Source organism: Maridesulfovibrio ferrireducens, assembly GCF_900101105.1.
GTDB lineage: Bacteria > Desulfobacterota > Desulfovibrionia > Desulfovibrionales > Desulfovibrionaceae > Maridesulfovibrio > Maridesulfovibrio ferrireducens.
This window is the reverse complement of sequence record NZ_FNGA01000001.1, coordinates 115,282-137,904: the sequence shown is the minus strand read 5'-3', so window position 1 is coordinate 137,904 and position 22,623 is coordinate 115,282. Positions and strand designations below refer to the sequence as shown.

Sequence of the window (22,623 nt, the reverse complement as noted above, 5' to 3'; positions counted from 1 at the left end):
TTGAAAATTTTAGGCCCCCCGTTCATATGATGGACGGGGGGCCTTCCTTCTTGTAGGTTGTTTTCAGTACAAGTAATGAAAGAGAGCTGTAATTTTAATAAGCCAACATCAAGGATTTGAGTATCTGGATATGACTAGAAGTAAAATTCATGTTCTTCCCGCTGCACTTAGAAATCAGATTGCTGCCGGTGAAGTTGTAGAACGTCCTTCCAGCGTGGTTAAAGAGCTGGTGGAGAATTCTATTGATGCAGGAAGTTCTCAGGTTGATGTTACCGTCGAGCGCGGTGGACAGGGGCTTCTTGCTGTGCGCGATAACGGTTTTGGAATTTCTTCGGATGAGCTCAATCTTGCGGTAACAAGACATGCCACAAGTAAAATATCGGATGTAGAAGATCTTTCCGCCATTACAAGTTTCGGTTTCAGGGGCGAAGCGTTGCCCAGTATCGCATCGGTTTCAAGATTTAAAATGGGGTCCTGCACAGCGGATGCACAGGAAGGATGGTTCATAAATGTTGAAGGCGGAGAAGTCGTTGATGAAGGTCCGACAGTTATGCCCGCTGGGACATCGGTTGAGGTTAAGGATCTGTTTTATAATGTGCCTGCCAGACTTAAATTTCTAAAAACTGAATCTACCGAAGCCCGTCGCTGTAATCAGGTTTTGTTCAAGATCAGTCTTGCGAACCTTGAAACAGGTTTTTCTTTTATTTCAAACGGCAGGGAACAATTCAGACTTCCTCCTAATCAAACGCTTCCTGATAGACTTGCCGTATTCTGGCCGCGTAATATTTGTGAATCTTTGCTGACATTTTCGCACGAGGCCGGAGAAATGAAAGTGTCCGGGTGCGCCGGAATTCCCTCGCTGGCACAGGGTCGCGGCGATAGAATTTTGATGTTTGTGAATGGGCGTCCTGTTCAGGATAAGCTTCTACTCAGTGCTATCAGGGGCGCTTACAAGGGGAGATTGATTTCCCGTGAATACCCTCAAGCTGTAATTTTTCTCGAGCTTCCACCTGATCTGGTTGATGTGAATGTTCATCCCGCAAAAATGGAAGTTCGTTTTCAGGACGAACGTTCAATTTACAGCATCATTCATAATGGTATTTCTCAGGCCCTTTCCCGTTATGAGCTTGGAGTTGTTGAAGGATTGGATACTCCGTCACAAAATATACCTGCTGCCTCACGTGCAAGTTTGCCCATTGAACCTCGCGCAAAATTTTCCAGTTGGAATGAGTTCAAGAATACTGATTATTCTGATGAGAAACTCGACTTTACGGCTCCGTCTGCTCCCCCAGGCGAGGCAAAAGATGTTTCTCGGGAGTTTGTTCGCGAGCAACCTGTCGGTTATGAAGCTCACAATGAAATGATGTCTCAGTCTGGTCTTTCGAGCGAATCTGAATATAATTCACCTGTATATTCAACAGACGTTCAAAGCGTTTCTGATGGCAGGCGAAGTCACTTTGTGCCCGGCACATCAATTGAATATCTGGGACAGGTCGCTGATACTTATCTGGTTCTTAAGCTTGTAAACGGATCACTCGGGCTTCTTGATCAGCACGCGGCTCATGAGCGGGTAATCTACTATCATATGCGTGCTGAGCGTACTAAGGGGGATTCCCGGCCCCTTGCCATTCCGATAGAACTGACGCTTCATCCAAGTGAAGTGGCTCGAGTTCAGGAGATGTGGGAAGAATTGCGTCAGGCCGGCTTTATGCTCGAACTTGAAAACGGCTCAAATCTTTCTATGCGCGGAATACCGCCAAGTCTTGAAACCGGAGAAGCTAAAGGGTATTTGAAAGCAGCGGTTGACGGGCAGGCTAAAAATCTTGACGATCTCTGGATTATGCTTTCCTGTAAGTCGGCCATTAAGGCAAATCAGCCTCTTGCTTTGGATGAAGCTTTGGCATTGCTTGAGGCATGGGCAAAATGCCCGCAGCGTGAATATTGTCCTCACGGCAGACCTGTAATAATAAGTTGGTCTTTTTCTGAAATGGAAAAACTATTTAAACGTAAATAGAATATGTTTTAGACAGGCATACGGTAAAAAAAATGGCAATTCGATATAATACTTTTGAAGTCGGCGTTGATTTAAGAGCTATACGGCATAATTACAGAATCCTTTGCGAGAAAGGATCTAATGTTTACGGAGTGATTAAAGCTGACGCATACGGTCACGGAATGATTGAGGTTGCGCGTGCTCTTGAAAGCGAAGGCGCTGACACTTTTGCTGTGGGAACTGTCGGCGAAGCTGTTCAGTTACGGCGCAGTGGATGTGAAAAGAGAATTATTTCTTTGCTCGGTCCGCTTAATGAGGCTGATTGTTTAGCTCTTGCTGAAGATAGTATCATTCCGTTTGTAGGTTGTTTTGATCAACTTAATATGCTTGTTTCTGTAGCGGAAAAGCATCAGCTTGAGATTGAAATCAGCCTTAAATTTGAGACAGGAATGTCTCGTTTGGGTTTTAGTATTGATGAGCTTGCTGAATTGATTAAGACCCTTAAAGCTGGTCCGCAGATTCGACCTGTAATGGCCAGTTCACATCTTGCAACCTCCGATGATCCGGCTTACGAAGGTTATGTGGATAAGCAGGCTGAGAAGTTCATGTTTATTTTGAATACTCTCGAGTCCGCCGGATTTAAGGTTGAAGCTAGTCTTGCAAATTCAGCGGGAATTTTAAAACATGATAATGTTCATTTTACGGCTCAACGGGGCGGAATTGCTCTGTATGGAGCCAATCCACTCAGCGGAACATCATGGGAAGATCTTGGTTCCCGTTTGAAGCCTGCAATGCAGGTCCGTACTAAGATTGCTGCTGTGCGTGAACTTAAAAAAGGGCAATCGATCAGTTACGGTTGTACTTATACCGCGCAGAAAGATATGAAAGTTGCCATTGTCTGTGCCGGATATGCCGATGGGTACAGCCGAGGGCTTTCCAGTAAAGGAGCAGTGTGCATAAATGGTCGGCGGGCTTTGATTGTCGGGCGTGTGTGCATGCAGCTTACCGCAGTGGATGTCAGTTCAATTCCTGACGTAAAATTCGGTGATACAGCTTATTTGCTTGGCGGAGAAGGTGAAGGTGCTATTTCTCCCGATGATTTGGCTTCTTGGTGGGGCACAATTACTTATGAAGTTTTCTGTCTTCTGGGGCTTAACCCGAAGAGTTATGTTGAATAAATGGTGCATTGAATACGCTTCAAACTGAAGTTAAAACTGTTTTTTGGAGGATGTTGATATGAGTTGGAAAGTAGCTGAAAGTTATCCCCTTAAGGATGTTGATCCTGCTGAACTTAGGTATAAATGGGAAGAAATTGCAATTGATATGGCTTTAATTCCAGAAAAAAATGTTCGAGTTTACATCGAAGACGGTATTGTCCGCATCGAAGTAAGCATAGAATTATGGGATTGTATGGCTGGAATTTAGTTATTAAGGGGTGGTTTTTTTTGGAACCGCCCCTTAATGTTTTGCTATTGTATAGATTCTTTTAAAATTCTCACCGGAGGTCATTCTGCCCATGAATATTAAAAAAGCAGCGATGATTTCGTGCCCCAAGATTATATGTCTGGCATTTTTATGTCTGACAATTATGATGGTTTCTTTTTTGGGGGGCTGTTCCAGTGATAAAGCTAAAAAAATTTCTGAGTTCAAGGTGGGCGTCATTGCTGTTACCAGCGGTGAGTTGTTCAGAAGAGGCACGTATATAGTAACGGCTGTTCGTTATGCTGCTGATATTGTTAATGCCGAAGGCGGGGTAGATATCTCCGGTGTTAAGCATAAGGTCGTTCTCTATCCTGTTGATAGCGGCGGATCTCCCGAAATTGCGACTCGGATGGCACTCCGTTTGATTGAGAAGGATAAAGTTTCAGTTATTATCGGCGGAGCAAGCAGTTCCGTTGCTTTGGCTGTCGCCGAAGTCTGCGAAAAAAAGAAAGTTCCTTTTATTACTCCGGTCGCCAGTACAAATAAGCTGACTGCATTTAAATATTCATTCAGAGTTTCATATACAAATTCAGTACAGGCTGCGGCGATTGCAACGTTTGTGAGTGAATCTTTAAATCGTGAATCGGTTGCTGTTTTATATGGAGCTGACAATCCTTACAGTGTTGAATTAGCGACTTTATTCAAAAATAATTATGAAAAGAATGGCGGCATTATCGCTGCTTTTGAAAATTATCCTGAAGGCGCGCGCGAGTATGCGGAGCAGCTCAAGAAAATTATTGCAACTCATCCTAAAATTTTATTTCTTCCCAATAATACAAAGAAAGTACAGCTACAGGCGCGTCAAGCCAGAAAACTAGGTTTCAAAGGAATTTTCTTGGGCAGTGATTCATGGGACTCTGTGGATTTGTTGAGAAATGATGCTTTCAAAAATAGCTATTTTACAGATCACTGGTTTCCCGGTCTTCCTATTCCCGGAGATGCAGAGTTTGAAGCTGATTTTAAGAAAAAAAACGGAGTTGAAGCCACAGAGCTTGAAGCTCTAACCTATGATGCGGCAATGAGTCTTTTCGCTGCAGTTAAATATGTTCATTCTGCAAATCCGGCAACAATACACGACGGTCTTGTCGATATGCCGCCATATGCAGGGGTGACTGGCACTTTCGATTATAACAACAATGGCGATCCTGATAAAGATGTATTCATTTCACACATTAAGAACGGGCGTGTTGTTTTGAGTGATACTATTTATGTGGAGTAGGTTCGCTGTCGTGCTCTAGAATTTACAAAGCTTCCGCAAGATTTTTACCTGCAAGTCTTGCTTCTTCCATGATGTTCGCGTGATTTACTATGATTCCTTTATCAAAGAGTCTTAATACTGAAATTTCGCTTATTACTTCGTAACCAAGCGCTTCCAGCGGCATGCGCATGGCATCCAAGGTAAAGCCCATATCTTTTTTATTAGCTTGTTCGGCAATAGCTCCGATGACAGCTTTGCGTCCTTGTCCGGCAAGTCTGCTGGACCATCCTCTTGGGCGTGAGTCGGTGAAATCATAGTAGCAATACATGCGGTCAATAAAGGCTTTCATCCATGCCGTTACGTTGTAGTTATGTACCGGCGAGATAAGAACCAGCCCTTTAGATTCTTCAATGAGCGGATATAATGTCGTCATACCGTCATCAAACATGGTACAAGCTTTTGCTTTTCTACAAGCCTCACATCCTACGCAAGGATCGTATTTAAGATCTCGCAAATGTACTTCATTGGTAATGGTGCCCACTTCGTGTGCTCCAGCGAGTACAGCCTGCAACATAGTGTGTGAGTTGCCTTTTTTCCTGGGACTACTTTCAATTGCGGTGATCATTTAATCGTATCCTTGTTTTAACAAACTGAATTTTTTGAATTATTGGTATTAATTAGGTCTGTAGAGCAAAAGTAAAATCGGCTTCAGCATGAGTTAGCAGCTAAAGCCGATTAGCGTTTGTTTACTGAGGTTGTCCTGTGGGGGCAATAACTATTTCACGTACACAGACATTTTGAGGTTGCTGGTAGGCAAACATAATTGCTCCGGCAATATCCTGCGGAATTAGAACAGATCCCATTGATTTTTTAAATTCGTTGTATCCGCTGATGATTTCGTCAGAGGTTGTGTGGCTTAGAAGTTCTGTTTCAACGACTCCGGGTGCGATGGTAACGAGTCTGACATTTGAACCGCAGACTTCTTCGCGAATGTTTTCGGTCATTGCATGGACCGCGAATTTGGTGCCGCAGTATGCTGCATGTTCGGGGAATGTTTTTCGGCCTGCAACGGAACTTATGTTCACAATTGTGCCGCCTTTACGAGCTTTCATTTCAGAAATTACTGATTTTACCCCGTTCAAAACTCCCATGACATTTACATCAAACATGGCTTTCCATTCTGCGGGAGACTGAGTGTCAATGTTGCCGAGGAGCATAAGACCCGCGCAGTTAACAAGGCAGTCTACCTGACCGTATTTGGCTTCGGCTTTTTTAACGGCGGATTTAAAAGAATCAAGATCGGTTACATCAACTTTTTCACACATGGTGCTTGGCAGTTCTAAAGCTTCCAGTCTTTCAACTCTGCGCGCAAGTAAAAGTAAAGGGTGACCGGCAAGTGAGAAGGCTTTGGCTGTGGCCTCTCCTATTCCTGAACTTGCTCCGGTGATGACTACGAGTTCCTTGCTCATGTGATATGTCCTTTTCGGTTTAAGTTGATTTTGAAACAGTTTGAAATGTTATCATAAAGTGATTCAGACTTAAAGTTTGGAAGGGTAAAACCTAAAAAGCCCGATGGCCCGCAGAAGATGAGTTCTGTGGGCCATCGGTACTTAAGGAGTAGGAATAGCGATATACTTTGTACTACAAAAGTATCTTAGTGATCGCAGGTGTTTTGTCCGGTGACAAGAGTTCCTGCAAGATAGCTTGCAACTACATTTTCAGGAGATTCTGCGGGGGCGCCTACAACTACTCTGACACCTGCATCAGTGAACAGGGACTGAGCTTTTGCGCCCATTCCACCAGCAAGTACGAGATTAACGCCCTGATCTGCAATCCATCTAGGCAAAATGCCTGGTTCATGAGCTGGAGGTGTTTCCATGTTAGTGGCGACAACGCCTTTAGTCACAGTGTCAACATCCAGCAGTGCAAACTGTTCGCAATGTCCGAAGTGCATGCAGAGTTTTCCGCCTGCAACAGGGATAGCGATTCTGATCATGCCGTTTTTAGCTTTTAAATCATTAACGGAAGGCATTTTTAAATTCTCCTGCAATGTTTCAGAAATGTTTAGTATAGGCTTAATTATTGCGTTTAATGCCTTACCAGTGATTCCTTCGTGATCAACTCGAACAATAGGGTAGCCTTCATCTCCGGAGCGTCCTACTTCTGGATCAAGAGGAATTCTTCCGAGGAATTTAACACCTGTTTCTTTTGCAAGAGCTTCACCGCCGCCGGTGTTGAAAATATTATGAATGCTGCCGCAATCCGGGCAGACAAAACCACTCATGTTTTCAACGAGTCCGAGGATGGGGTTACCGACCTGCTTACAAAAGTTAACTGAGCGGCGGACATCATCAATTGCAACGCCTTGTGGAGTTGTAACGATTATGGCCTGAGCATCAGATCCGAGAGTCTGGAGTGCGGAAAGAGGTTCATCACCAGTTCCGGGAGGGCAGTCTACAATAAGGAAATCAAGATCTCCCCATGCTACGTCCTGAACAAACTGTTTTATTAAACCGATTTTTACAGGTCCACGCCAGATGACAGGATCTTCTTTACTTGGAAGCATGAATCCGAGAGACATGACCCAAAGATTCTTACTGTATGAAATAGGTTCGATGATTTCATGACCGATATGAGGTTTCTGGTCTTCAAGGCAAAGCAATCTAGGGACACTTGGTCCGTGAACGTCAACATCAAGTAAACCGACTTGTTTTCCGGCAAGTGAAAGAGCTACAGCAATATTTGTTGCAACAGTACTTTTGCCGACTCCGCCTTTGCCTGAAATGACAACGATTTTATGTTTGATTTTGGAAAGAGTCTTTTTAAGTTTCATATCTTCAGGACTGCAATCCTGAGAGGAACATCCTGAACCGGAGGAAGAACAACTTCCGCAAGCATGATCGCTCATATATAATCTCCTGCCCCTTAATATTAGGGGTAATGTTTTTCTTAGGTCACTTAAAAATTGAGAGCGGCCTAAGTCTGAATGATAATAAATATTAGTATAAAATAAGACCCGTTACCGAGTTGTCAATGTGCGGATGTAACGAGTCTTATTATGCTTTGTCTTTTCTACCAGTGGCCTGGTTTGTCTGCGCCTGAAGCTTCTTCCAGTTTGCCATTCTTATAGTCTGAAAAAGCATCTTCAACAGTACCGTTTCCAGTTAAGAAAATTTTAATTGCGCCTTTTTCCAGAGCTGTGAAAGCTTTTGGGCCCACATGTCCGGTAATAATAACCTTTGCTCCTGTCGCTGCAACATTCTGCGCTGACTGGATTCCGGCTCCCTGAGGGGCGTTTAAGTTCTGAGTATTATCTACAAATTCATAAGCGTCATTGTCGGTGTCTAAAATAGCAAAACCTTTAGCGCGACCGAAACGGGGGTCAACTGAATCACTCAGGTTTGGACCTTGGCAGCTGATTGCAATTTTCATTTTATTTTCTCCTTGAACCTATGTTTGGGATTAATTTCTTTGCCTTGTCTTTGTCTGCATCTGCCGTTTTTTCCTAATCTTCCCGAACAACCGGGCATGATAAAGTTTTCAAGTAGATTCAGCCTGTAGGCCTCGAGGATTTCATCGACTGTTCCTCGTACCCATGGAATAACTTTAATTCCGGCGTGCTCCAGGGCGTTTCGTGTGCAGCCGCAAATAGCGCCGCATATGAGAAATGTTGCCCCGCAGGTCAAAGTGGCGGATGTCCTGTCCTTTGGGTCTTTTGAGGGAAGGGATAGGAGACCTGCGGGGCAAATTTTATTGTCGATTAACTGGAACATTTTAAGTTCCGTTGCGTTGTCAAATACAGAGGCCAACCTGTTTTCAAAACAAGCTAAACAAAGTGTTGTCGCCGAATTAATATTGCGTTCTTTGTGTCCTCTCATGACAACGACAAAGCACTGGACGTGCCTGTTTAAAATAATATTGATATTCTGGATACTTGGTTAGATATAGAGGTGTGAAGAGAGAGTGCTTAAGGCTTTTTTTGCGTCTGTAAAATAAGATTAGGGCTTGTTATGCGTCCATCTCTTCACAGCGGGAGATAGATCTGCGCAGGGTATCTTTGGAAATACCAAGCTCTCTGCAGGTGGCCATTTTTTTGCCGTTATTTCTTTCAAGGGCGCGACTGATGGCGAGGCATTTAACTTCTTCCAGCGTCATTGGTTGATCACCGGAAGAAAGAGAGCTTTTTAATTGCGGTTGCAAATATTCGGGTAGATGCTCAATTTGAATGAAGCCTGACGGGCAAAGGATAAAGGCAAATTCAAGGATATTCTCAAGCTCACGAACATTGCCGGGGTAGGGGTGCCGCATGAGTATTTGCAGAGAGTCTTCGGAAAGGCCGTCGATGTTTTTGCCTTGCAGTGCATTAAGCCTGTTTATGAAGTGGTTGATTAACAGGGGAATATCTTCGGCCCGTTGTTTAAGAGATGGAAGATTGAGGGTTACAACGTTAAGCCTGTAAAATAGATCCTGACGGAAGGTTCCATTTTCTACAAGTTCTGCAAGATTGCGGTTTGTAGCAGCTACAATTCTAACGTTAGCATTAACGCTGGAGACAGCGCCCAACGGCTCAAAAGTTTTTTCCTGAAGGACTCTAAGTAGTTTTACCTGAAGTTTTGGCGGCATATCTCCAATTTCATCAAGAAAAATAGTGCCACCGGCTGCAAGTTCAAACCTTCCTGGTTTATCTTTACGGGCATCAGTAAATGCTCCGGCCTTATATCCGAAAAGTTCAGATTCGAGCAGATTGTCAGGTAAAGCTCCGCAGTTTACGGCAACGAATGGGCCGTGTTTACGGTCGCTGAGATTATGAATGGCTCTGGCAAAGAGTTCTTTTCCTGTGCCGGATTCGCCTAAAAGCAAAACGGTAGCTTCGCTTTTACTTACCTGCGGCATTATTGAAAAAACTTTGGCAAGGGGTTTGCTTTTACCGATAATGTCTTCAAATCTCCACGAGTCCTGAACTTCGCGGCGCATAATTTGAATGTCAGTGAGATCTCGAAAGCTTTCTACTCCGCCGATAATCTTGCCCGCGGAATCAACAAGCGGGGCCGCGCTTATGGATACAGGTACTTTTTTACCGTCAGCGTGGATAAAGAAGATAGATTTGTTACTGATTCGTCCGTTGTGCTTCATGCAGGAGCGCAGTGCACAATTCCCGTCGCACAGGCTGGAGTGAAATACTTCCCAACATTTGTAGCCGACAGCTTCTTCACAGTGGATTCCTGTGATTCGGCTGGCGGCTTCATTGAAGAACGTAATGTTCCATTCTTTGTCCACAGTGAAAACTCCGTCTGCGAGGGAGTCGAGTACTGCAGAACAAGGAAGGTTGCTGGGAAATCTCATTTTCCGCTCCGCACTATTCCGGTTGTTCTTATCTAATTAATGCGCCCCTATCGATTTGTCATCTTCAAGGGGCGCGTTCAGCTTTTATTTACAGCGGACAAAACCTTTTTACGGTTTTATGCCTTTGATGCTCTGGCTTCTCTGAGCCATTGGTACCAACCTTCAAGTCCTTCGCGTGAGCGGCAGGAAAGAGGGAAGATAGAAATGTCACTGTTTAGCTTGCGGGCATGCTTTTTTGCCTTTTCAAGGTCAAAATCAACATATGGAAGCAAGTCTATTTTGTTGAGGATCATGACAGAAGAAATATGAAACATGAGAGGATATTTTTCAGGTTTATCATCGCCCTCAGTTACAGTCAGCAGTGTAACTTTGTGATGCTCACCTACATTGAATTCTGCAGGGCATACGAGGTTTCCGACGTTTTCTACAAAAAGAATATCCAGTCCATCGGTATCGATAAGAGAAAGAGCTTCTTTTACCTGATTTGAATTAAGATGGCAGCCGCCTTCAGTATTGATCTGTACAGCCTGTGCTCCGGTCGCTGCTACGCGACGGGCATCGTTATCTGTTTGAAGATCACCTTCGATAACAGCCATTTTGAATTCACCCTTGAGGTCTGCGAGGGTTTTTTCCAGAAGGCTGGTTTTACCTGATCCTGGGGAACTCATGAGATTCAGACACAAGATCTTTTTCTCAGTAAAAAATTTATTCAGTTCCGCTGCGATTCTATCGTTGGCTTCTAAAATATTTCGTACAATAGGTATTTCACTCATTCGAGTCTCCTTATTAAATCTTATTCAATCTCGATACCTTCGATCTGCAATTCTTTTCCTTGAAGAACTTTATGTCCGATTTCGAGACCGCAGTCAGGGCAGGGCATGTAAAGTCTATCGTTGGGGGTAAACTCTTTCTGGCATGAGCCGCAACTGACTTTTATAGGGATTTCGTTAACAACGAGAATCGAGCCTTGAAGCGGGGTATCCATGGTAATGGCTTCCCAGCCAAAGGTCAGAGCTTCTGAGACGATTCCCGCGAGAGCTCCGTTGTTTACCAATACTTTTTTAAGTGTGGCATCCGGGTGCTTCTCTAATTCCTCTAGGACTATCGTATGTATGCTTTGAGCTATTGACATTTCATGCATGAATTTGGACTACCCCAAAAAAGTATCAGGGGCAAGATACTTCAAAGTAGAAATTGAATGGAATTTTATTATTTCATATCTAAGGTGGTTTATTTTGAAAATACATAAGAGATCAATAGGATTGATATAATGTTCTTCAGGATTCTATTACACTCTCATAAACCTTGCGTAAGTGATGGGAGTGTTTTATCGACCATTAATGCGCTGCAAACGTTTGGGCTGTGCGTTTTTTTAGACACGTATTCAGATTTAATGTTAATGCTTGAAGCATAACTTTTTACGAACCCGGTTTTACCGGATTCTGGAGGACTTATAGATGTATGTAGGACTGAAAATGCTCAAGGATTTTGTTACGGTAACTCCTGAAACTTTAGTGAAGGATGCGGACAAACTTCTCGAAGATAATCAGTTGTGGATGCTTCTTGTCAAAGATGGTGACGAACTGGTTGGTTATGTCACAAAAGAGGACGTCCGGGCCGCTTTGCCCTCAGTTATCAGCTCTCTTGAAAAGCATGAGCTGAATTACTTGCTCAGTAAAATTACTGTCAGGGACGTAGTTCGTAAAAACATAACCACAATTCCGCCTGAAACCGACATCGAAGCTGCTGCAGATCTTATGTATGAGATGAATCTTTCTGGTCTGGCCGTGGTGGATAAAGAAGAAAAACTCATCGGCTATATTAACCGGAACAAGATGCTGGAAGTTCTTGTCGAAGAAATGGGACTTAAGCAAGGTGGTTCGCGTATTGTCGTTGAGGCGGAAGAAAGGACCGGAGTTCTTTATGAACTCGCTGGAATTATTTCAAATATGAAATACAGCATTATCAGTACCGGATTATTTTACCATAAAAACCGCAGAATGGTTGTTGTTCGTGTGGATACTGAAGACCCTTCCCCTATAATAGAAGCTTTAAGGGAACGCGGGCATAAGGTTGTCGGTCCCGATGACTTTAAACATGAATGGAAATCATAGTTTTTAGTTCTTTTTTTAGAAAATAAAAAGGGCCGCATCTTTATGATGCGGCCCTTTCCTATTGGGTCTGCGACCCCGGAATTAAACGGTATAATTGTCTGCTTATTAACCGCAGGTTCCTGAACATGAACCACATTCTCCGCCGGCGCCCATTTCCATAGCAGAAGTGATAACAAATCCGCTATAGCTAAGGTCGACTTTGAAAGGGCTTCCCTGTCCGTTAAGTTCTTTGTCTATCAGAAAGGTGAATCCCGCTGCATCAAGGTTCTCGTCAGTGTCTTTTGGCTCATCCAGAGCCAATGCCAATCTGGGGCCTGCTCAGCCACCTGTAGAGAGGTAGATGCGTATAGGGGTTCTTTCTTTATCTGCAAAGTAGCTTTCAAGCTGTTTAGAGGCAGCTTCTGTTATTTCAACCATTATTCCCTCCTTATAGGACTTCTCGATCCAAAAATAAGTTTTCTATTTGGTTTTGTCAAATGCTCCATGTTGACCTTGATAGTCTCTTAAGGTAGGAAATATACTCCTGTTCAGTTTTACCAATATAATTATTTGTTTCAGATATTTCAACAAGACAAATTAAACGCTTCCGTCGTTTATAGGGAGTCATCATAATGAAGACTAAAGATCTTATATTGGAAACAGCCAAAGAAATGATTTCTCAGGTGGGTTTCCATAGAGCCACGACTTCTAATTTAGCTAAGGCTGCTAATATTTCGGAAGGTACCATATACAGGCACTTTGAAAGTAAAGAAGACATTCTTCTTCATATTCTTGCAGAGCTTGAAGAGAGTTTCTCATATTATATTGAAGGCGTCCGTCAGAAGCTTGATAAAGATGAATGTTCGTTTGACATGATAATGGCTGATTATTTCACTTTTGTTGAAGATAATGAAGTTGACATGAAGATTATGCTTTCCACATACGGATTGCTTGATTCTTCTAAGCGGTTGATGGCTGTTTTCCTTAAAAATCTAGAACTTATCCTTGAAGATTGTATCAAGGTAGGGATCAGAAAAGGAATCCTCAGAGATGTTGCTGTGGAGGAAAATTCCACAATTATCATGACAATTATTTTTGGTCTGACCAGAATGCATCTGTACTGGCCTAACCAGAGAGATGTTCGTACAGAAGCTATTGATTTCTGTCGTCGCAGTCTTCTCAAATAGTTTTTTTAAAAAGTTTTTTATAAGGCCGCCCAGTAATGAGCGGCCTTTTTTTTATGTTTTTATATTTTTAATTTTCGATAGTGAAAAATTTCAGCCGCAGTGCGTTTGTCACCACTGTTACTGAACTGAGCGACATTGCCGCAGCGGCGAACATAGGTGAAAGAGTCGGGCCTCCGAAAATGTAGAGTGCTCCGGCTGCAACAGGAATTCCCAGTACGTTGAAAGCAAAAGCCCAGAAAAGGTTCTGTTTGATATTTCTAACCGTAGCCCGGCTTAGTGCCAGAGCTGTTAAAACACCTGATAGATCCCCTTTCATAAGCACAATGTCGCCGGATTCAATTGCGACATCAATCCCGGTGCCCATGGCAATTCCAAGGTCTGCCGAGGCAAGAGCGGGCGCATCATTGATGCCGTCGCCTATCATAGCCACCTTCCGACCCTGAGCCTTTTCTCTGTTCACAACTTCAGCTTTACGGTCCGGCATAACCTGCGCGACCACTTCGTCGATTCCTGCGCTTTTTGCGATTGTGCGGGCTACTTTCTCGTTATCTCCGGTAAGCATGACAGTTTTTACGCCTAGAGCGTGAAGTTTTTTGATTGTCGCGGGGGCTTCTTTTTTTATTTTATCAGCGATGGCCATAATTCCGGCAAGCTTTCCGTCTTTGGCAATGTAGAGCGGGCTTTGCCCCGCAGATTCGAAACTGGAGGCCGCATCTCTGGCGTTTTTATCGTCAAGTCCGCCGACAAAATTGCGGTTCAGATATTCTTGATTGCCGAGCAGCATGGAATGACCACCTGTTTTTGTGGCAATGCCAAGACCTGCTACAGCATTAAATGATGTTGTTTCCGGTAACGATATGCCTGTCTTTTCGGCTGCGCGGAGTACTGCTCTTGCAAGAGGATGTTCGGATTGTTTTTCTGCCGAAGCAGCCAGTGCCAGTAATTCTTCTCCGTTTTGGCCTGAAGCGACAAAGGTGTCCACCAGCTCGGGTTGTCCGTAGGTAAGAGTTCCGGTTTTGTCGAAGATCATGGTGTTGATCTTTCCGGCAGTCTCAAGGGCTTCTCCAGATTTTACAAGCACGCCAAGCTGTGCCCCGCGCCCCGTTCCGACCATTATTGCGGTCGGGGTGGCAAGTCCCATCGCGCAAGGGCAGGCAATGACCATTACGCTGATAAAAATGCGCAGAGCAAAGGAAAAAGGCTCAGCGCTGAAAAAGTACCAACTGAGACCGGAAAGAACCGCGATAGTCATTACCGTTGGCACAAAGTAAAAACTTACGGTGTCCGCAAGGGAGGAAATCGGAGCTTTGGACCCCTGAGCATCTTGTACAAGCTTGATGATGCGGGAAAGTACTGTGTTTTCTCCGACATTTTTCACTCGTACTTTAAGTGCACCCCCGCCAGTATTAACAGTACCGCCGGCAACTGCGTCTCCTTCAGATTTGGAGACAGGCATGCTTTCACCTGTAAGCATTGATTCATCTATTTCTGAATGCCCGTCATATACAGTGCCGTCTGCGCTGACTCTGTCACCGGGCCGGATTAGAATATTATCACCGGGACCGATTTCTTCGATAGGTGTTGAAATTTGTTCGCCGTTTTCAAGTAGGATGGCTTTTGCCGGAGTCAGGTCCATTAATTTTTCAATGGCTTCTGATGTGCGTGATTTAGCTCGTCCTTCCTGAAATTTGCCAAGTAAAATAAGGGTTATAATTGTTGCCGCGGATTCAAAATAAAGATCCATAGCTCTTGCCTGAGGATCAACTCCTAATACTATTTCAATAAGGTTCCAAAGTGAATAAACGACAGCCGCAGAGGTTCCCACAGCAATGAGGGAATCCATATTGGGTGTGCCGCGCATGAGATTCGGGAATCCGTGAATATAAAAATCTTTACCGAACCAAAGTACAGGCATAGTCAGAAAAAGTTGAATAAGGGCAAAGCCAAGCGGTGAATGATGGGGGCTTATAAAGTCCGGCAGGGGCATGCCCACCATGTGTCCCATGGTTATGATGAGCAGCGGGACGGTAAATGTCAGAGCATAGATCAGCTTTTTTTTCATTAAAGCTAATTTTGCTTCATTTTGCTTACGTCGTGTCTCAAAGTTTTTTTGTGCATCCTGTGCGGATTGAATTTCTCCAGCCTCGAATCCGATATCTTTTATGATTTGTCTGATTTGTCTCAGTGAGATAATTGCGGAATTGAATTTTATTGTTGCGGATTCTCCCGGCAGGCTGACACCGGCTTTGACTATCCCGTCAGTCGCATTTAAAACCCTTTCAAGTCTTGATGAACATGCAGAGCAGGTCATTCCTGATATGGGTAGAGCAACTTCAGTTCCTTCAATTTTTTCAGTAGCTTCAAAACCGGACATTTCGACGGATTTAATTATTTCCGTAACGGAAGTTGATTCTTTATCAAAATTTACGGCTAAGGATTCAGTAGCCAGATTGACGCTGGCATGGTTAACTCCATCCATATTGTTGATAACTTTTTCAAGTCTTGATGAGCATGCAGAGCAGGTCATCCCTTTTATTTCAAAAAGTGCATCCATAATATATCCTGTTTGGGGTACTCGCGGGGATTGCATTACCCGGTTACATTTTTTATAGCTACTCCCGACGGGGAGTCTCGTTTAAAGATTAAAACAGCTTTGATAATAATTCTCAACCTCTTTAAGGCGGAGTAATATGCAAAAAGAAAAGATTGTCCTTTCAGAAGTAGATATGACTCGCACCCTTGATAGACTCGCTTCTGAGATTACAGAGCGCCGAGGTGATTGCGAAAAGCTTGCTATTATAGGTATTCAGCGCCGAGGTGCAGATTTAGCCCAAAGGCTTAAAGAGTTGCTGGACGAGCGGCTTGGTAGGAAAATACCCTTAGGTAAGCTTGATATCAATCTCTATCGTGATGATTGGACAAATCTGAGTCGCCAGCCAAGCATTAATTGTACAGAGATTCCTTTTGAGATAGAAGGAACTTCAATTATTCTGGTTGACGATGTTCTTTTTTCTGGAAGAACAGTCCGCGCTGCCCTTGAAGCTGTTTTGGATTTCGGCAGGCCACGCAGAGTTGAATTGCTTGTTTTGGTTGATCGTGGGCATCGCGAACTGCCAATTCGCGCTGATTATGTGGGTAAAAAAGTTACGACTGGTGAAGATCAGCATGTAAATGTGCTGGTGAAAGAACGTGATGATGAGGATAAAGTTGTTCTTCTTTTACCTGAATAATTTCCGCTTAAAAATTGTATTAAAACCGGAAGGTCCGTTTCTATATGAGTGACAGGGAATTAGTTTTTTCAGATGGATGCGCAGTCAGCCTTATAGGCATGGCCGGAGCCGGTAAGTCCACTCTTGCACCGCTTCTTGCTGCCAAATTAGATTGGCAGTTTATCGATACCGATCAAGTCGTTGAGTCTTTTTACGGTAAACCGTTGCAGGATATTGTTGATTATCTGGGTCTTGCAGATTTCCGTAAGGCCGAAGAAGAAATACTTTCCACCCTCGGAGTTCTCAGAACAGTCGTTTCCACTGGAGGGAGCGTTGTTTACGGTGAAAAAGCGATGGAAAGGCTTAAAAGTCTCGGGCCTGTTGTTTATCTACGCATGGAATGCAAAACCTGCCTTCAGCGGGTCGGAGAGGGATATGGTCGTGGGCTTGCTATAAAGCCAGATCAAAGTCTTGAAAGTCTATACAATGAACGCGTCCCTCTTTATGCGCGTTATGCTGATTTTACGGTAGATACAGATAAATTTTCGTCTGATGAATGTGCTGAGAAAATTTTCCAGTGGTTGAAATCAATACAAGAATAAAAGTAAGTTAGGGTTTAATAATTCATGAAAAAAATTACAAGACAAGCCGTTTATCGTAAACTTGATTCCCTTTATGAACGCATGGCCTCCGTTTATGCAGATACTTCCGCACGTATCGGTCTTTCGTGTGAAAATTGTGAAGACAATTGCTGTACCAGTTATTTTCAGCACCATACATATGTTGAATGGCTGTACCTATGGCAGGGGTTAAACCTGCTTACTGAAGAAAAAAGAAGTGAATACGTGCAGCGGGCTGAGGATTACGTGCGCGGCTCTCGTGCCATGCTCGAAACCGGAGTACGTCCCAAGATTCTGTGCCCCTTGAATGATAACGGTCTTTGCGGAGTTTACAAACATCGCCTCATGATCTGCCGTATGCACGGAGTTGTGAATACTTTACGTCAGCCGAATGGCAAGCAGCATGCTTTCCCCGGATGTTTTAAGTGTCAGGCTCTCACAGAAAATATGGAGAATGTGCCGGTTCTTGATAGAACCCCGCTTTACAGAGATTTAGTAGGGCTTGAAATGGCTTTGCTCGGCAACAAAATCAAGACTATGCCCAAAGTAGATCTGACTCTAGCTGAGATGATAGTCATGGGCCCGCCTGATTTGAATAAGAAATAAGATTGGGTGATTTCGCTAAATAGTTTTTTCAGTGTTAGCGGTTACGAGCCGTAGCTTGCAGAAATCCTATGAAATCTTCCATGCCCATTCGGCGGCATTTTATATAGCGTATGGCGTATTCTTTAAAGGTCAGGTCCGCTCCGTATACATGGTAGCGTGTGTCAGGTCCGCAGAATTCCAAGCCTAGATACTCTGCGATTTGCGGATGGATAGGTTGTTCAAAATCGGGGAACGGGTCAGCGACTGATTCAGTAAGCCCTGTTCCAAGTTCATAGAAACCGAGTTCGGACAGAACCCCGTTTGCCGTGTTAAGCAGCAGCTCTTTTCCGGGGTGGTTTATTGTATTGAAAAGTTTTCTATGTTTGTAATTCGAAAGGATGAAATCAACGTATTTTGTAGAGCAGTAGGTTTCTTTTTGTCTTTCTATTTTTTCAGATTTAGCAATGATTGAATCGAAATCGTATATTTTTGTGAGCTTGGCATTCAGGAAAAGGTGCAGAATCTGAGATTCGCTGAGATCTCTTTCAAATAGAGACTCCAGAAAAGTATCTGGGTAGTCGAATCCTTTTTTGCCGGACCAGAGCGGCCAGTAGTGAATAAAAAGCATGCTTGGAAAGGCGATGGTTTTGCATTCAGGTTTCAGCTTGTTGCGAAGGGTTGCCGAGGATAATTCTCCCCAATTTTCGGCAAGATGCTGGTACAGAAAAAGATCACATTTTGTGAGAAGCTCATCGGGGATCGGCTCTCTTATATAATTGGTGAAACGGTGAACCTCATAAGTTTCCGTAAAATTAGAACTTAAGTTCAAAAGGTTTTCAATAGGTTCACCTTGGCAGTTCGCCTGTAATATGCAGATTTTCCTTTTCATTATGGAACACAGATTAGCATAATCCATTATGATAGCACAATAAAGATAACCCTCTTCCCTTATGATTACTTCAAGGCAAAATATATGAAAAATTATTCCAGAACAGACTTAGAAGCGGTAATTTCAAAAGTCGCAGCAGTTGATCCTGCGCTTGAGAAATCTGCGCGCGCTCATCTGGATAATTTGACTAAACCGATAGGCAGTCTTGGCCGGCTTGAAGACCTTGCGGTCAAGATGTATATGGCTTCCGGCGGTAATCCACCAAAGTCTGATCCGGCGCGTATATATGCAATTGCCGGAGATCACGGTGTTAATGCCGAAAATGTGAGTTTCTTTTCGCAGGAAGTAACCCGTCAGATGGTAGAAAATTTTCTTCGAGGCGGAGCTGGAATTAACGTGCTTGCAACGACTTCCGGCGTAGAGCTTGTGGTGGTTGATGCCGGATGTATGGGCGGAACTTTTCCAGAGCATCCCCGTTTGATTCAGCGCAAAATCAATTGCGGAACAGCAAATATTTCTAAAGGCCCTGCCATGACTGAGGGTGATTGCTTAAAGGCTGTGTTCCTTGGTATTGATCTGGCGGATGAGGCTCACCGTGAAGGTATAAATACTCTTGGAACCGGTGAGATGGGCGTTTCAAATACTACGCCTTCCACAGCTCTTTATTGCGCTTTTTTCGGACTTGATCCAAAATCTGTGACGGGACCCGGTGGCGGAATAGATGCCGAAGGCGTGATCAGGAAAACCGGAGTAATACATCGCGCGCTGTCGGCGAATAAAGCTGTTATTGAAGCTGGTGATTCTCTTTCTATTCTGGCAGCCTTGGGCGGGTATGAGATTGCCGCTCTTGCAGGACTGATTATCGGCGGCGCAAAGAACAGGCAGATGGTTTGTATTGACGGTTTTATTTCAACAGCCGCGTATGCTGTCGCGTGTAAGCTTTGTCCCGCTGTCGGTGGCTATTCTGTTTTGAGTCATGCGTCCGCAGAGCCTGGTTATGCTGGAGTTGTAAAAGCTCTCGGCAGAAAGCCTTTATTGCACCTTGATATGCGCTTAGGTGAAGGTTCAGGAGCCGCATTGAGCATGTTTATGCTTCGGGCAGCGGCTAATATTTATAATGATATGGCGACATTTGATGATGCCGGAGTTGATTCCGGTAACTAATTTTTACTGAAAGGAGAATGACTATGTCCGCTTGGGAACTGGTCAAGACTGTCAAATCCGCGGGTTGAGCCGCCAAGATTGCTCCGGGGGACCTGGAGCAGGTGCTTGAAGGGTTGGCTGTGGAAGACGAACGTCTGCTGACCGGACTGGGGGGGAATGAGGATTCCGCCATAGTGTCTTTTCCTGCGGGCAAAGCTCTTGTTCAGACCGTGGATTTTTTTACACCTGTTGTAAATAATCCGTATTGGTTCGGGCAGATTGCTGCAGCTAACTCTCTTTCTGATGTTTACGCAATGGGCGGTGAGCCTTGGACTGTGATGAACATCGTCTGTTATCCCATGAAAAAAATGGGCGGCGAGATTCTGCGCGAAATCCTCAAAGGCGGTATGGATAAAACCCGTGAGGCCGGAGCTGTTCTCGCAGGCGGTCACAGTGTTGAAGATGACGAAATGAAGTATGGTCTTTCCGTCACAGGTTTTGTTGACCCAGACCAGTTTGCTTCGAATAAAGGATTGCGGGAAGGCGATCAGTTACTTCTGACCAAGCCTCTTGGGACAGGTGTGCTGGCAACAGCCTTAAAGGCCGACTGGGACGGCGCTGAACGCTTTGAAAAGGATGTCTATAAGTGGGCATCCCGTTTGAATATCGCGGGTGGAAGGGTAATTCGTGAACTCGGCCTTAAAGGGGCTACGGACATCACAGGATTCGGTCTGGGCGGTCACGTTCTTGAAATGGCTGATGCCTCCGGCGTAGCTGTTGAGTTGTGGCTGGATAAAGTTCCGTTCATGGATGATGTTATTGATCTTGCATCCATGGGCTTGATTCCGGCCGGAAGTTTTGCCAATCGCAATTTTTGCAGTTCACAGGTGGAAACTGCGGCAGGCGCGGATCTGATTAAGACTGATCTTGTTTTTGATGCTCAGACATCGGGCGGATTAATTTTAGCTGTTCCTGCGGCTCAGCTACAGCAGGCTAAGGACATGTTGCTTGAAGCTGGAGACTTAGCCGAGCATGTGGGGCAGGTTGTTTCATTTGATAAGAAGCGAGGGCGCCTCAGAATCGGATAAGCCTGCCTGTTGCTATTTATAGAAATAATAAAGCGCGAATCTGTTATGCAGGTTCGCGCTTTAATCATAGATAAGTAAGTCTTAAAGTCGCATGGAGGAGGTCCTGAAAGTTATGCACTGCCGTGGCTGGAAGTTACAGCCTGAATTAGATTTCCGCTGGCATTATATACCGGCGAGGATTCAATCTTTACGAGCTCGCGGTGCATGGAAGGATCGGCAAAAGCTTGTCTATGCAGTCTCTTGCGTTGCAGCGTCTTCATCGTGTTAGCCAGATTTTCTGTTTCCCTTTGAGGAGGGGCCTGAGCCACTTGTGTCAAATCTAGAGAGTTAGTCATTTAAGACCTCCGTCCGTGGAAGTTATAAGTAGAATGCATTAGTAAATGTTTCCCCTTTAATAATCTTATCGGTTGAGACCCTCAAAACTTAAGATGTGGACTAAATATATATGATTAACGATTTAACATGGTTGTCGTTTTGACACACAATTTATTTTGTTTTTAAAATAAAAAACCCGAAATCCATGCATTATATTGAATGCAAAAGATTTCGGGCTTAAAATTATATTTAGGTAAGGTAGAAATAATCAGTCTTTCCAACTCCACCATTTTTCGAGATGCGGGTCGCGTTGTTCGTTATTGACGCAGTAGACAACGCACCTGAAAACATAAAGCATGCAACGGTCCACATGCTTTCCGGCTAATTCTTCAAGCCGGAGATACATGGTTTCCGGATCTTCCCTCTTCATTTCATCAAGGGAGCGATAACCCATATCCCAGAGATCTTCGGCAATTGATTTACCTACCCCGGGCAGGGTGCGGAAACTTTTCAGGATATCAGGCTTTGCACTTGTCATAGACGCGATCAAGAATCTCTTTGGCTCCGGCAGCAAGAACGTCATCAGCAAGGCTCATTCCAAGATCCCAAGCTTCATCTGCGGGGCCGGTTCTTTCGAGCCTGATAGGACTGCTACCGTCGATATCCGCTACAAATCCGGTTAGTTTAATATTGTCACCTTCGCGCACAGACCATGCTGCGATGGGAACCTGACAACCGCCGTCAAGGCCGGTCAGGAAACCGCGTTCAGCACGAACCTGCCGCGCAGTTTCTTCATGGTGAAGGAATCCGAGAATATCCTGAATTTCCGTGTCCTCAATTCTGTATTCGATTCCGAGTGCACCCTGAGCCACTGCCGGTAGGAACCGAGGAGGGCCGAGTATTTCGCTTTTAGGGGCGGTGAGATTCAGTCTGTTCATACCTGCTGTGGCAACAACAATGGCGTCAAATTTGCCAGCGAGAAGTTTGCCTACACGGGTATCAAGGTTTCCGCGTAGTGATTCAATCTTGAGGTCGCTACGCAGGGTGAGGAGCTGCGACTGTCTGCGCAGGGAGCTTGTTCCGACAACCGCGCCAATCGGCAAGTCTTTAAGTGAATCATATTTGACGGAGAGCAGGGAATCTGTCTCAGCTTCTCTCGGCGGGATGATCCCAACTTCAAGTCCTTCAGGCAGTTCTGTCGGCACGTCTTTCATGCTGTGTACTGCAAGATCGGCTTTTTTAGCGAGCAGAGCTTCTTCGATTTCCTTCACAAACAAACCCTTGCCACCGACTTTTGCAAGTGGAACGTCCAGAATTATATCGCCCTTGGTTTTTATCTTGAGCAACTGAACTTCGATACCGGGATATTCGTTACGAAGGAGGTCCGAAATATGATTGGCCTGCCAGAGAGCAAGTTTGCTTCCGCGGGTCGCGATGGTGATTTTTCTCATTGTGCCGCCGTTTTATTTAAAAATTAG

The 22,623-nt window shown here is 44.4% G+C and carries 25 protein-coding genes; 11 read left to right on the top strand and 14 right to left on the bottom strand.

Going from position 1 to position 22,623, the window contains the following annotated elements; genetic code table 11:
• Positions 1-130: 130 nt before the first annotated feature.
• The 4 genes from mutL (at position 131) to BLT41_RS00580 (ending at position 4,694) form a co-directional block, all read left to right on the top strand.
• Positions 131-2,014 (top strand): DNA mismatch repair endonuclease MutL, encoded by a 1,884-nt coding sequence (mutL, locus tag BLT41_RS00595; RefSeq protein WP_092157240.1) that lies wholly within the window; start codon positions 131-133, stop codon positions 2,012-2,014.
• A gap of 32 nt (positions 2,015-2,046) precedes the next feature.
• Positions 2,047-3,171, top strand: a complete 1,125-nt coding sequence (gene alr / locus BLT41_RS00590) for an alanine racemase (protein WP_092157237.1) — start codon at positions 2,047-2,049, stop codon at positions 3,169-3,171.
• A gap of 58 nt (positions 3,172-3,229) precedes the next feature.
• Positions 3,230-3,418: a hypothetical protein gene (locus BLT41_RS00585; protein WP_092157235.1), complete on the top strand. Its 189-nt coding sequence runs from the start codon at positions 3,230-3,232 to the stop codon at positions 3,416-3,418.
• Between the two features lie 91 nt (positions 3,419-3,509).
• A complete protein-coding gene (locus BLT41_RS00580) occupies positions 3,510-4,694 on the top strand; it encodes an ABC transporter substrate-binding protein (protein WP_244512161.1) in 1,185 nt (394 codons plus the stop codon).
• 22 nt (positions 4,695-4,716) lie between these two features.
• On the opposite strand, the gene BLT41_RS00575 is transcribed toward BLT41_RS00580, so the two are convergent.
• From BLT41_RS00575 to BLT41_RS00540, 8 genes are all read right to left on the bottom strand, one after another.
• Positions 4,717-5,298 (bottom strand): flavodoxin family protein, encoded by a 582-nt coding sequence (locus tag BLT41_RS00575; protein ID WP_092157234.1) that lies wholly within the window; start codon positions 5,296-5,298, stop codon positions 4,717-4,719.
• Between the two features lie 121 nt (positions 5,299-5,419).
• A complete protein-coding gene (locus tag BLT41_RS00570) occupies positions 5,420-6,142 on the bottom strand; it encodes an SDR family oxidoreductase (RefSeq protein ID WP_092157233.1) in 723 nt (240 codons plus the stop codon).
• 185 nt (positions 6,143-6,327) lie between these two features.
• Positions 6,328-7,581 (bottom strand): iron-sulfur cluster carrier protein MrpORP, encoded by a 1,254-nt coding sequence (locus BLT41_RS00565; RefSeq protein ID WP_092157232.1) that lies wholly within the window; start codon positions 7,579-7,581, stop codon positions 6,328-6,330.
• Between the two features lie 164 nt (positions 7,582-7,745).
• A complete protein-coding gene (locus tag BLT41_RS00560) occupies positions 7,746-8,105 on the bottom strand; it encodes a NifB/NifX family molybdenum-iron cluster-binding protein (protein WP_092157231.1) in 360 nt (119 codons plus the stop codon).
• Positions 8,102-8,446, bottom strand: coding sequence for a NifB/NifX family molybdenum-iron cluster-binding protein (locus tag BLT41_RS00555; RefSeq protein WP_244512160.1), 345 nt, complete (start codon positions 8,444-8,446; stop codon positions 8,102-8,104). Before BLT41_RS00555 ends, BLT41_RS00560 begins: the two co-directional genes overlap by 4 nt.
• Before the next feature lie 235 nt (positions 8,447-8,681).
• The gene (locus BLT41_RS00550) at positions 8,682-10,016 is read right to left on the bottom strand and encodes a sigma-54 interaction domain-containing protein (RefSeq protein ID WP_092157229.1); all 1,335 of its coding nucleotides are present in this window, start codon (positions 10,014-10,016) and stop codon (positions 8,682-8,684) included.
• A gap of 116 nt (positions 10,017-10,132) precedes the next feature.
• A complete protein-coding gene (gene hypB, locus BLT41_RS00545; RefSeq protein ID WP_092157228.1) occupies positions 10,133-10,789 on the bottom strand; it encodes a hydrogenase nickel incorporation protein HypB in 657 nt (218 codons plus the stop codon).
• A 20-nt stretch (positions 10,790-10,809) separates the two neighbouring features.
• Complete coding sequence (locus BLT41_RS00540; RefSeq protein ID WP_092157227.1) at positions 10,810-11,157, bottom strand: hydrogenase maturation nickel metallochaperone HypA/HybF; 348 nt, start codon at positions 11,155-11,157, stop codon at positions 10,810-10,812.
• A 316-nt stretch (positions 11,158-11,473) separates the two neighbouring features.
• Here BLT41_RS00540 and BLT41_RS00535 point away from each other — a divergent pair, with 316 nt between their 5' ends.
• A complete protein-coding gene (locus BLT41_RS00535) occupies positions 11,474-12,130 on the top strand; it encodes a CBS domain-containing protein (protein ID WP_092157226.1) in 657 nt (218 codons plus the stop codon).
• A gap of 105 nt (positions 12,131-12,235) precedes the next feature.
• Here BLT41_RS00535 and BLT41_RS17575 read toward each other — a convergent pair whose 3' ends face one another.
• Positions 12,236-12,547 (bottom strand): IscA/HesB family protein, encoded by a 312-nt coding sequence (locus BLT41_RS17575; RefSeq protein ID WP_244512159.1) that lies wholly within the window; start codon positions 12,545-12,547, stop codon positions 12,236-12,238.
• A 194-nt stretch (positions 12,548-12,741) separates the two neighbouring features.
• On the opposite strand from BLT41_RS17575, the gene BLT41_RS00525 reads away from it, so the two are divergent.
• Positions 12,742-13,296: a TetR/AcrR family transcriptional regulator gene (locus BLT41_RS00525; protein ID WP_092157223.1), complete on the top strand. Its 555-nt coding sequence runs from the start codon at positions 12,742-12,744 to the stop codon at positions 13,294-13,296.
• Positions 13,297-13,363: 67 nt separating this feature from the next.
• Here BLT41_RS00525 and BLT41_RS00520 read toward each other — a convergent pair whose 3' ends face one another.
• Positions 13,364-15,850 (bottom strand): heavy metal translocating P-type ATPase, encoded by a 2,487-nt coding sequence (locus BLT41_RS00520; protein ID WP_092157222.1) that lies wholly within the window; start codon positions 15,848-15,850, stop codon positions 13,364-13,366.
• A gap of 136 nt (positions 15,851-15,986) precedes the next feature.
• On the opposite strand from BLT41_RS00520, the gene pyrR reads away from it, so the two are divergent.
• The 3 genes from pyrR to BLT41_RS00505 are packed head-to-tail and all read left to right on the top strand — an operon-like array spanning position 15,987 to position 17,731.
• Positions 15,987-16,526 carry a bifunctional pyr operon transcriptional regulator/uracil phosphoribosyltransferase PyrR gene (pyrR, locus tag BLT41_RS00515; RefSeq protein ID WP_092157221.1) on the top strand — a complete coding sequence of 180 codons (540 nt, stop codon included), beginning with the start codon at positions 15,987-15,989 and terminating at the stop codon, positions 16,524-16,526.
• Between the two features lie 44 nt (positions 16,527-16,570).
• On the top strand, positions 16,571-17,107 hold the full coding sequence (gene thrB / locus BLT41_RS00510) for a homoserine kinase (protein ID WP_092157220.1): 537 nt from the start codon (positions 16,571-16,573) through the stop codon (positions 17,105-17,107).
• A 24-nt stretch (positions 17,108-17,131) separates the two neighbouring features.
• On the top strand, positions 17,132-17,731 hold the full coding sequence (locus tag BLT41_RS00505; protein ID WP_092157219.1) for a hypothetical protein: 600 nt from the start codon (positions 17,132-17,134) through the stop codon (positions 17,729-17,731).
• Between the two features lie 34 nt (positions 17,732-17,765).
• On the opposite strand, the gene BLT41_RS00500 is transcribed toward BLT41_RS00505, so the two are convergent.
• Entirely contained in the window at positions 17,766-18,599 is an 834-nt protein-coding gene (locus tag BLT41_RS00500) for a WcbI family polysaccharide biosynthesis putative acetyltransferase (RefSeq protein ID WP_092158760.1), read from the bottom strand.
• 84 nt (positions 18,600-18,683) lie between these two features.
• On the opposite strand from BLT41_RS00500, the gene cobT reads away from it, so the two are divergent.
• The gene (cobT, locus tag BLT41_RS00495; RefSeq protein WP_092157218.1) at positions 18,684-19,763 is read left to right on the top strand and encodes a nicotinate-nucleotide--dimethylbenzimidazole phosphoribosyltransferase; all 1,080 of its coding nucleotides are present in this window, start codon (positions 18,684-18,686) and stop codon (positions 19,761-19,763) included.
• Between the two features lie 23 nt (positions 19,764-19,786).
• Positions 19,787-20,830 (top strand): selenide, water dikinase SelD, encoded by a 1,044-nt coding sequence (selD, locus tag BLT41_RS00490; protein WP_139167309.1) that lies wholly within the window; start codon positions 19,787-19,789, stop codon positions 20,828-20,830.
• A gap of 110 nt (positions 20,831-20,940) precedes the next feature.
• On the opposite strand, the gene BLT41_RS00485 is transcribed toward selD, so the two are convergent.
• The 3 genes from BLT41_RS00485 to hemC all read right to left on the bottom strand — a co-directional run bounded on the left by BLT41_RS00485 (position 20,941) and on the right by hemC (position 22,596).
• A complete protein-coding gene (locus tag BLT41_RS00485) occupies positions 20,941-21,165 on the bottom strand; it encodes a hypothetical protein (RefSeq protein WP_092157209.1) in 225 nt (74 codons plus the stop codon).
• 248 nt (positions 21,166-21,413) lie between these two features.
• Complete coding sequence (locus tag BLT41_RS00480) at positions 21,414-21,695, bottom strand: helix-hairpin-helix domain-containing protein (RefSeq protein WP_244512158.1); 282 nt, start codon at positions 21,693-21,695, stop codon at positions 21,414-21,416.
• On the bottom strand, positions 21,664-22,596 hold the full coding sequence (hemC, locus tag BLT41_RS00475; protein ID WP_092157206.1) for a hydroxymethylbilane synthase: 933 nt from the start codon (positions 22,594-22,596) through the stop codon (positions 21,664-21,666). The genes BLT41_RS00480 and hemC overlap by 32 nt, the downstream gene beginning before the upstream one ends.
• Positions 22,597-22,623: the final 27 nt, after the last annotated feature.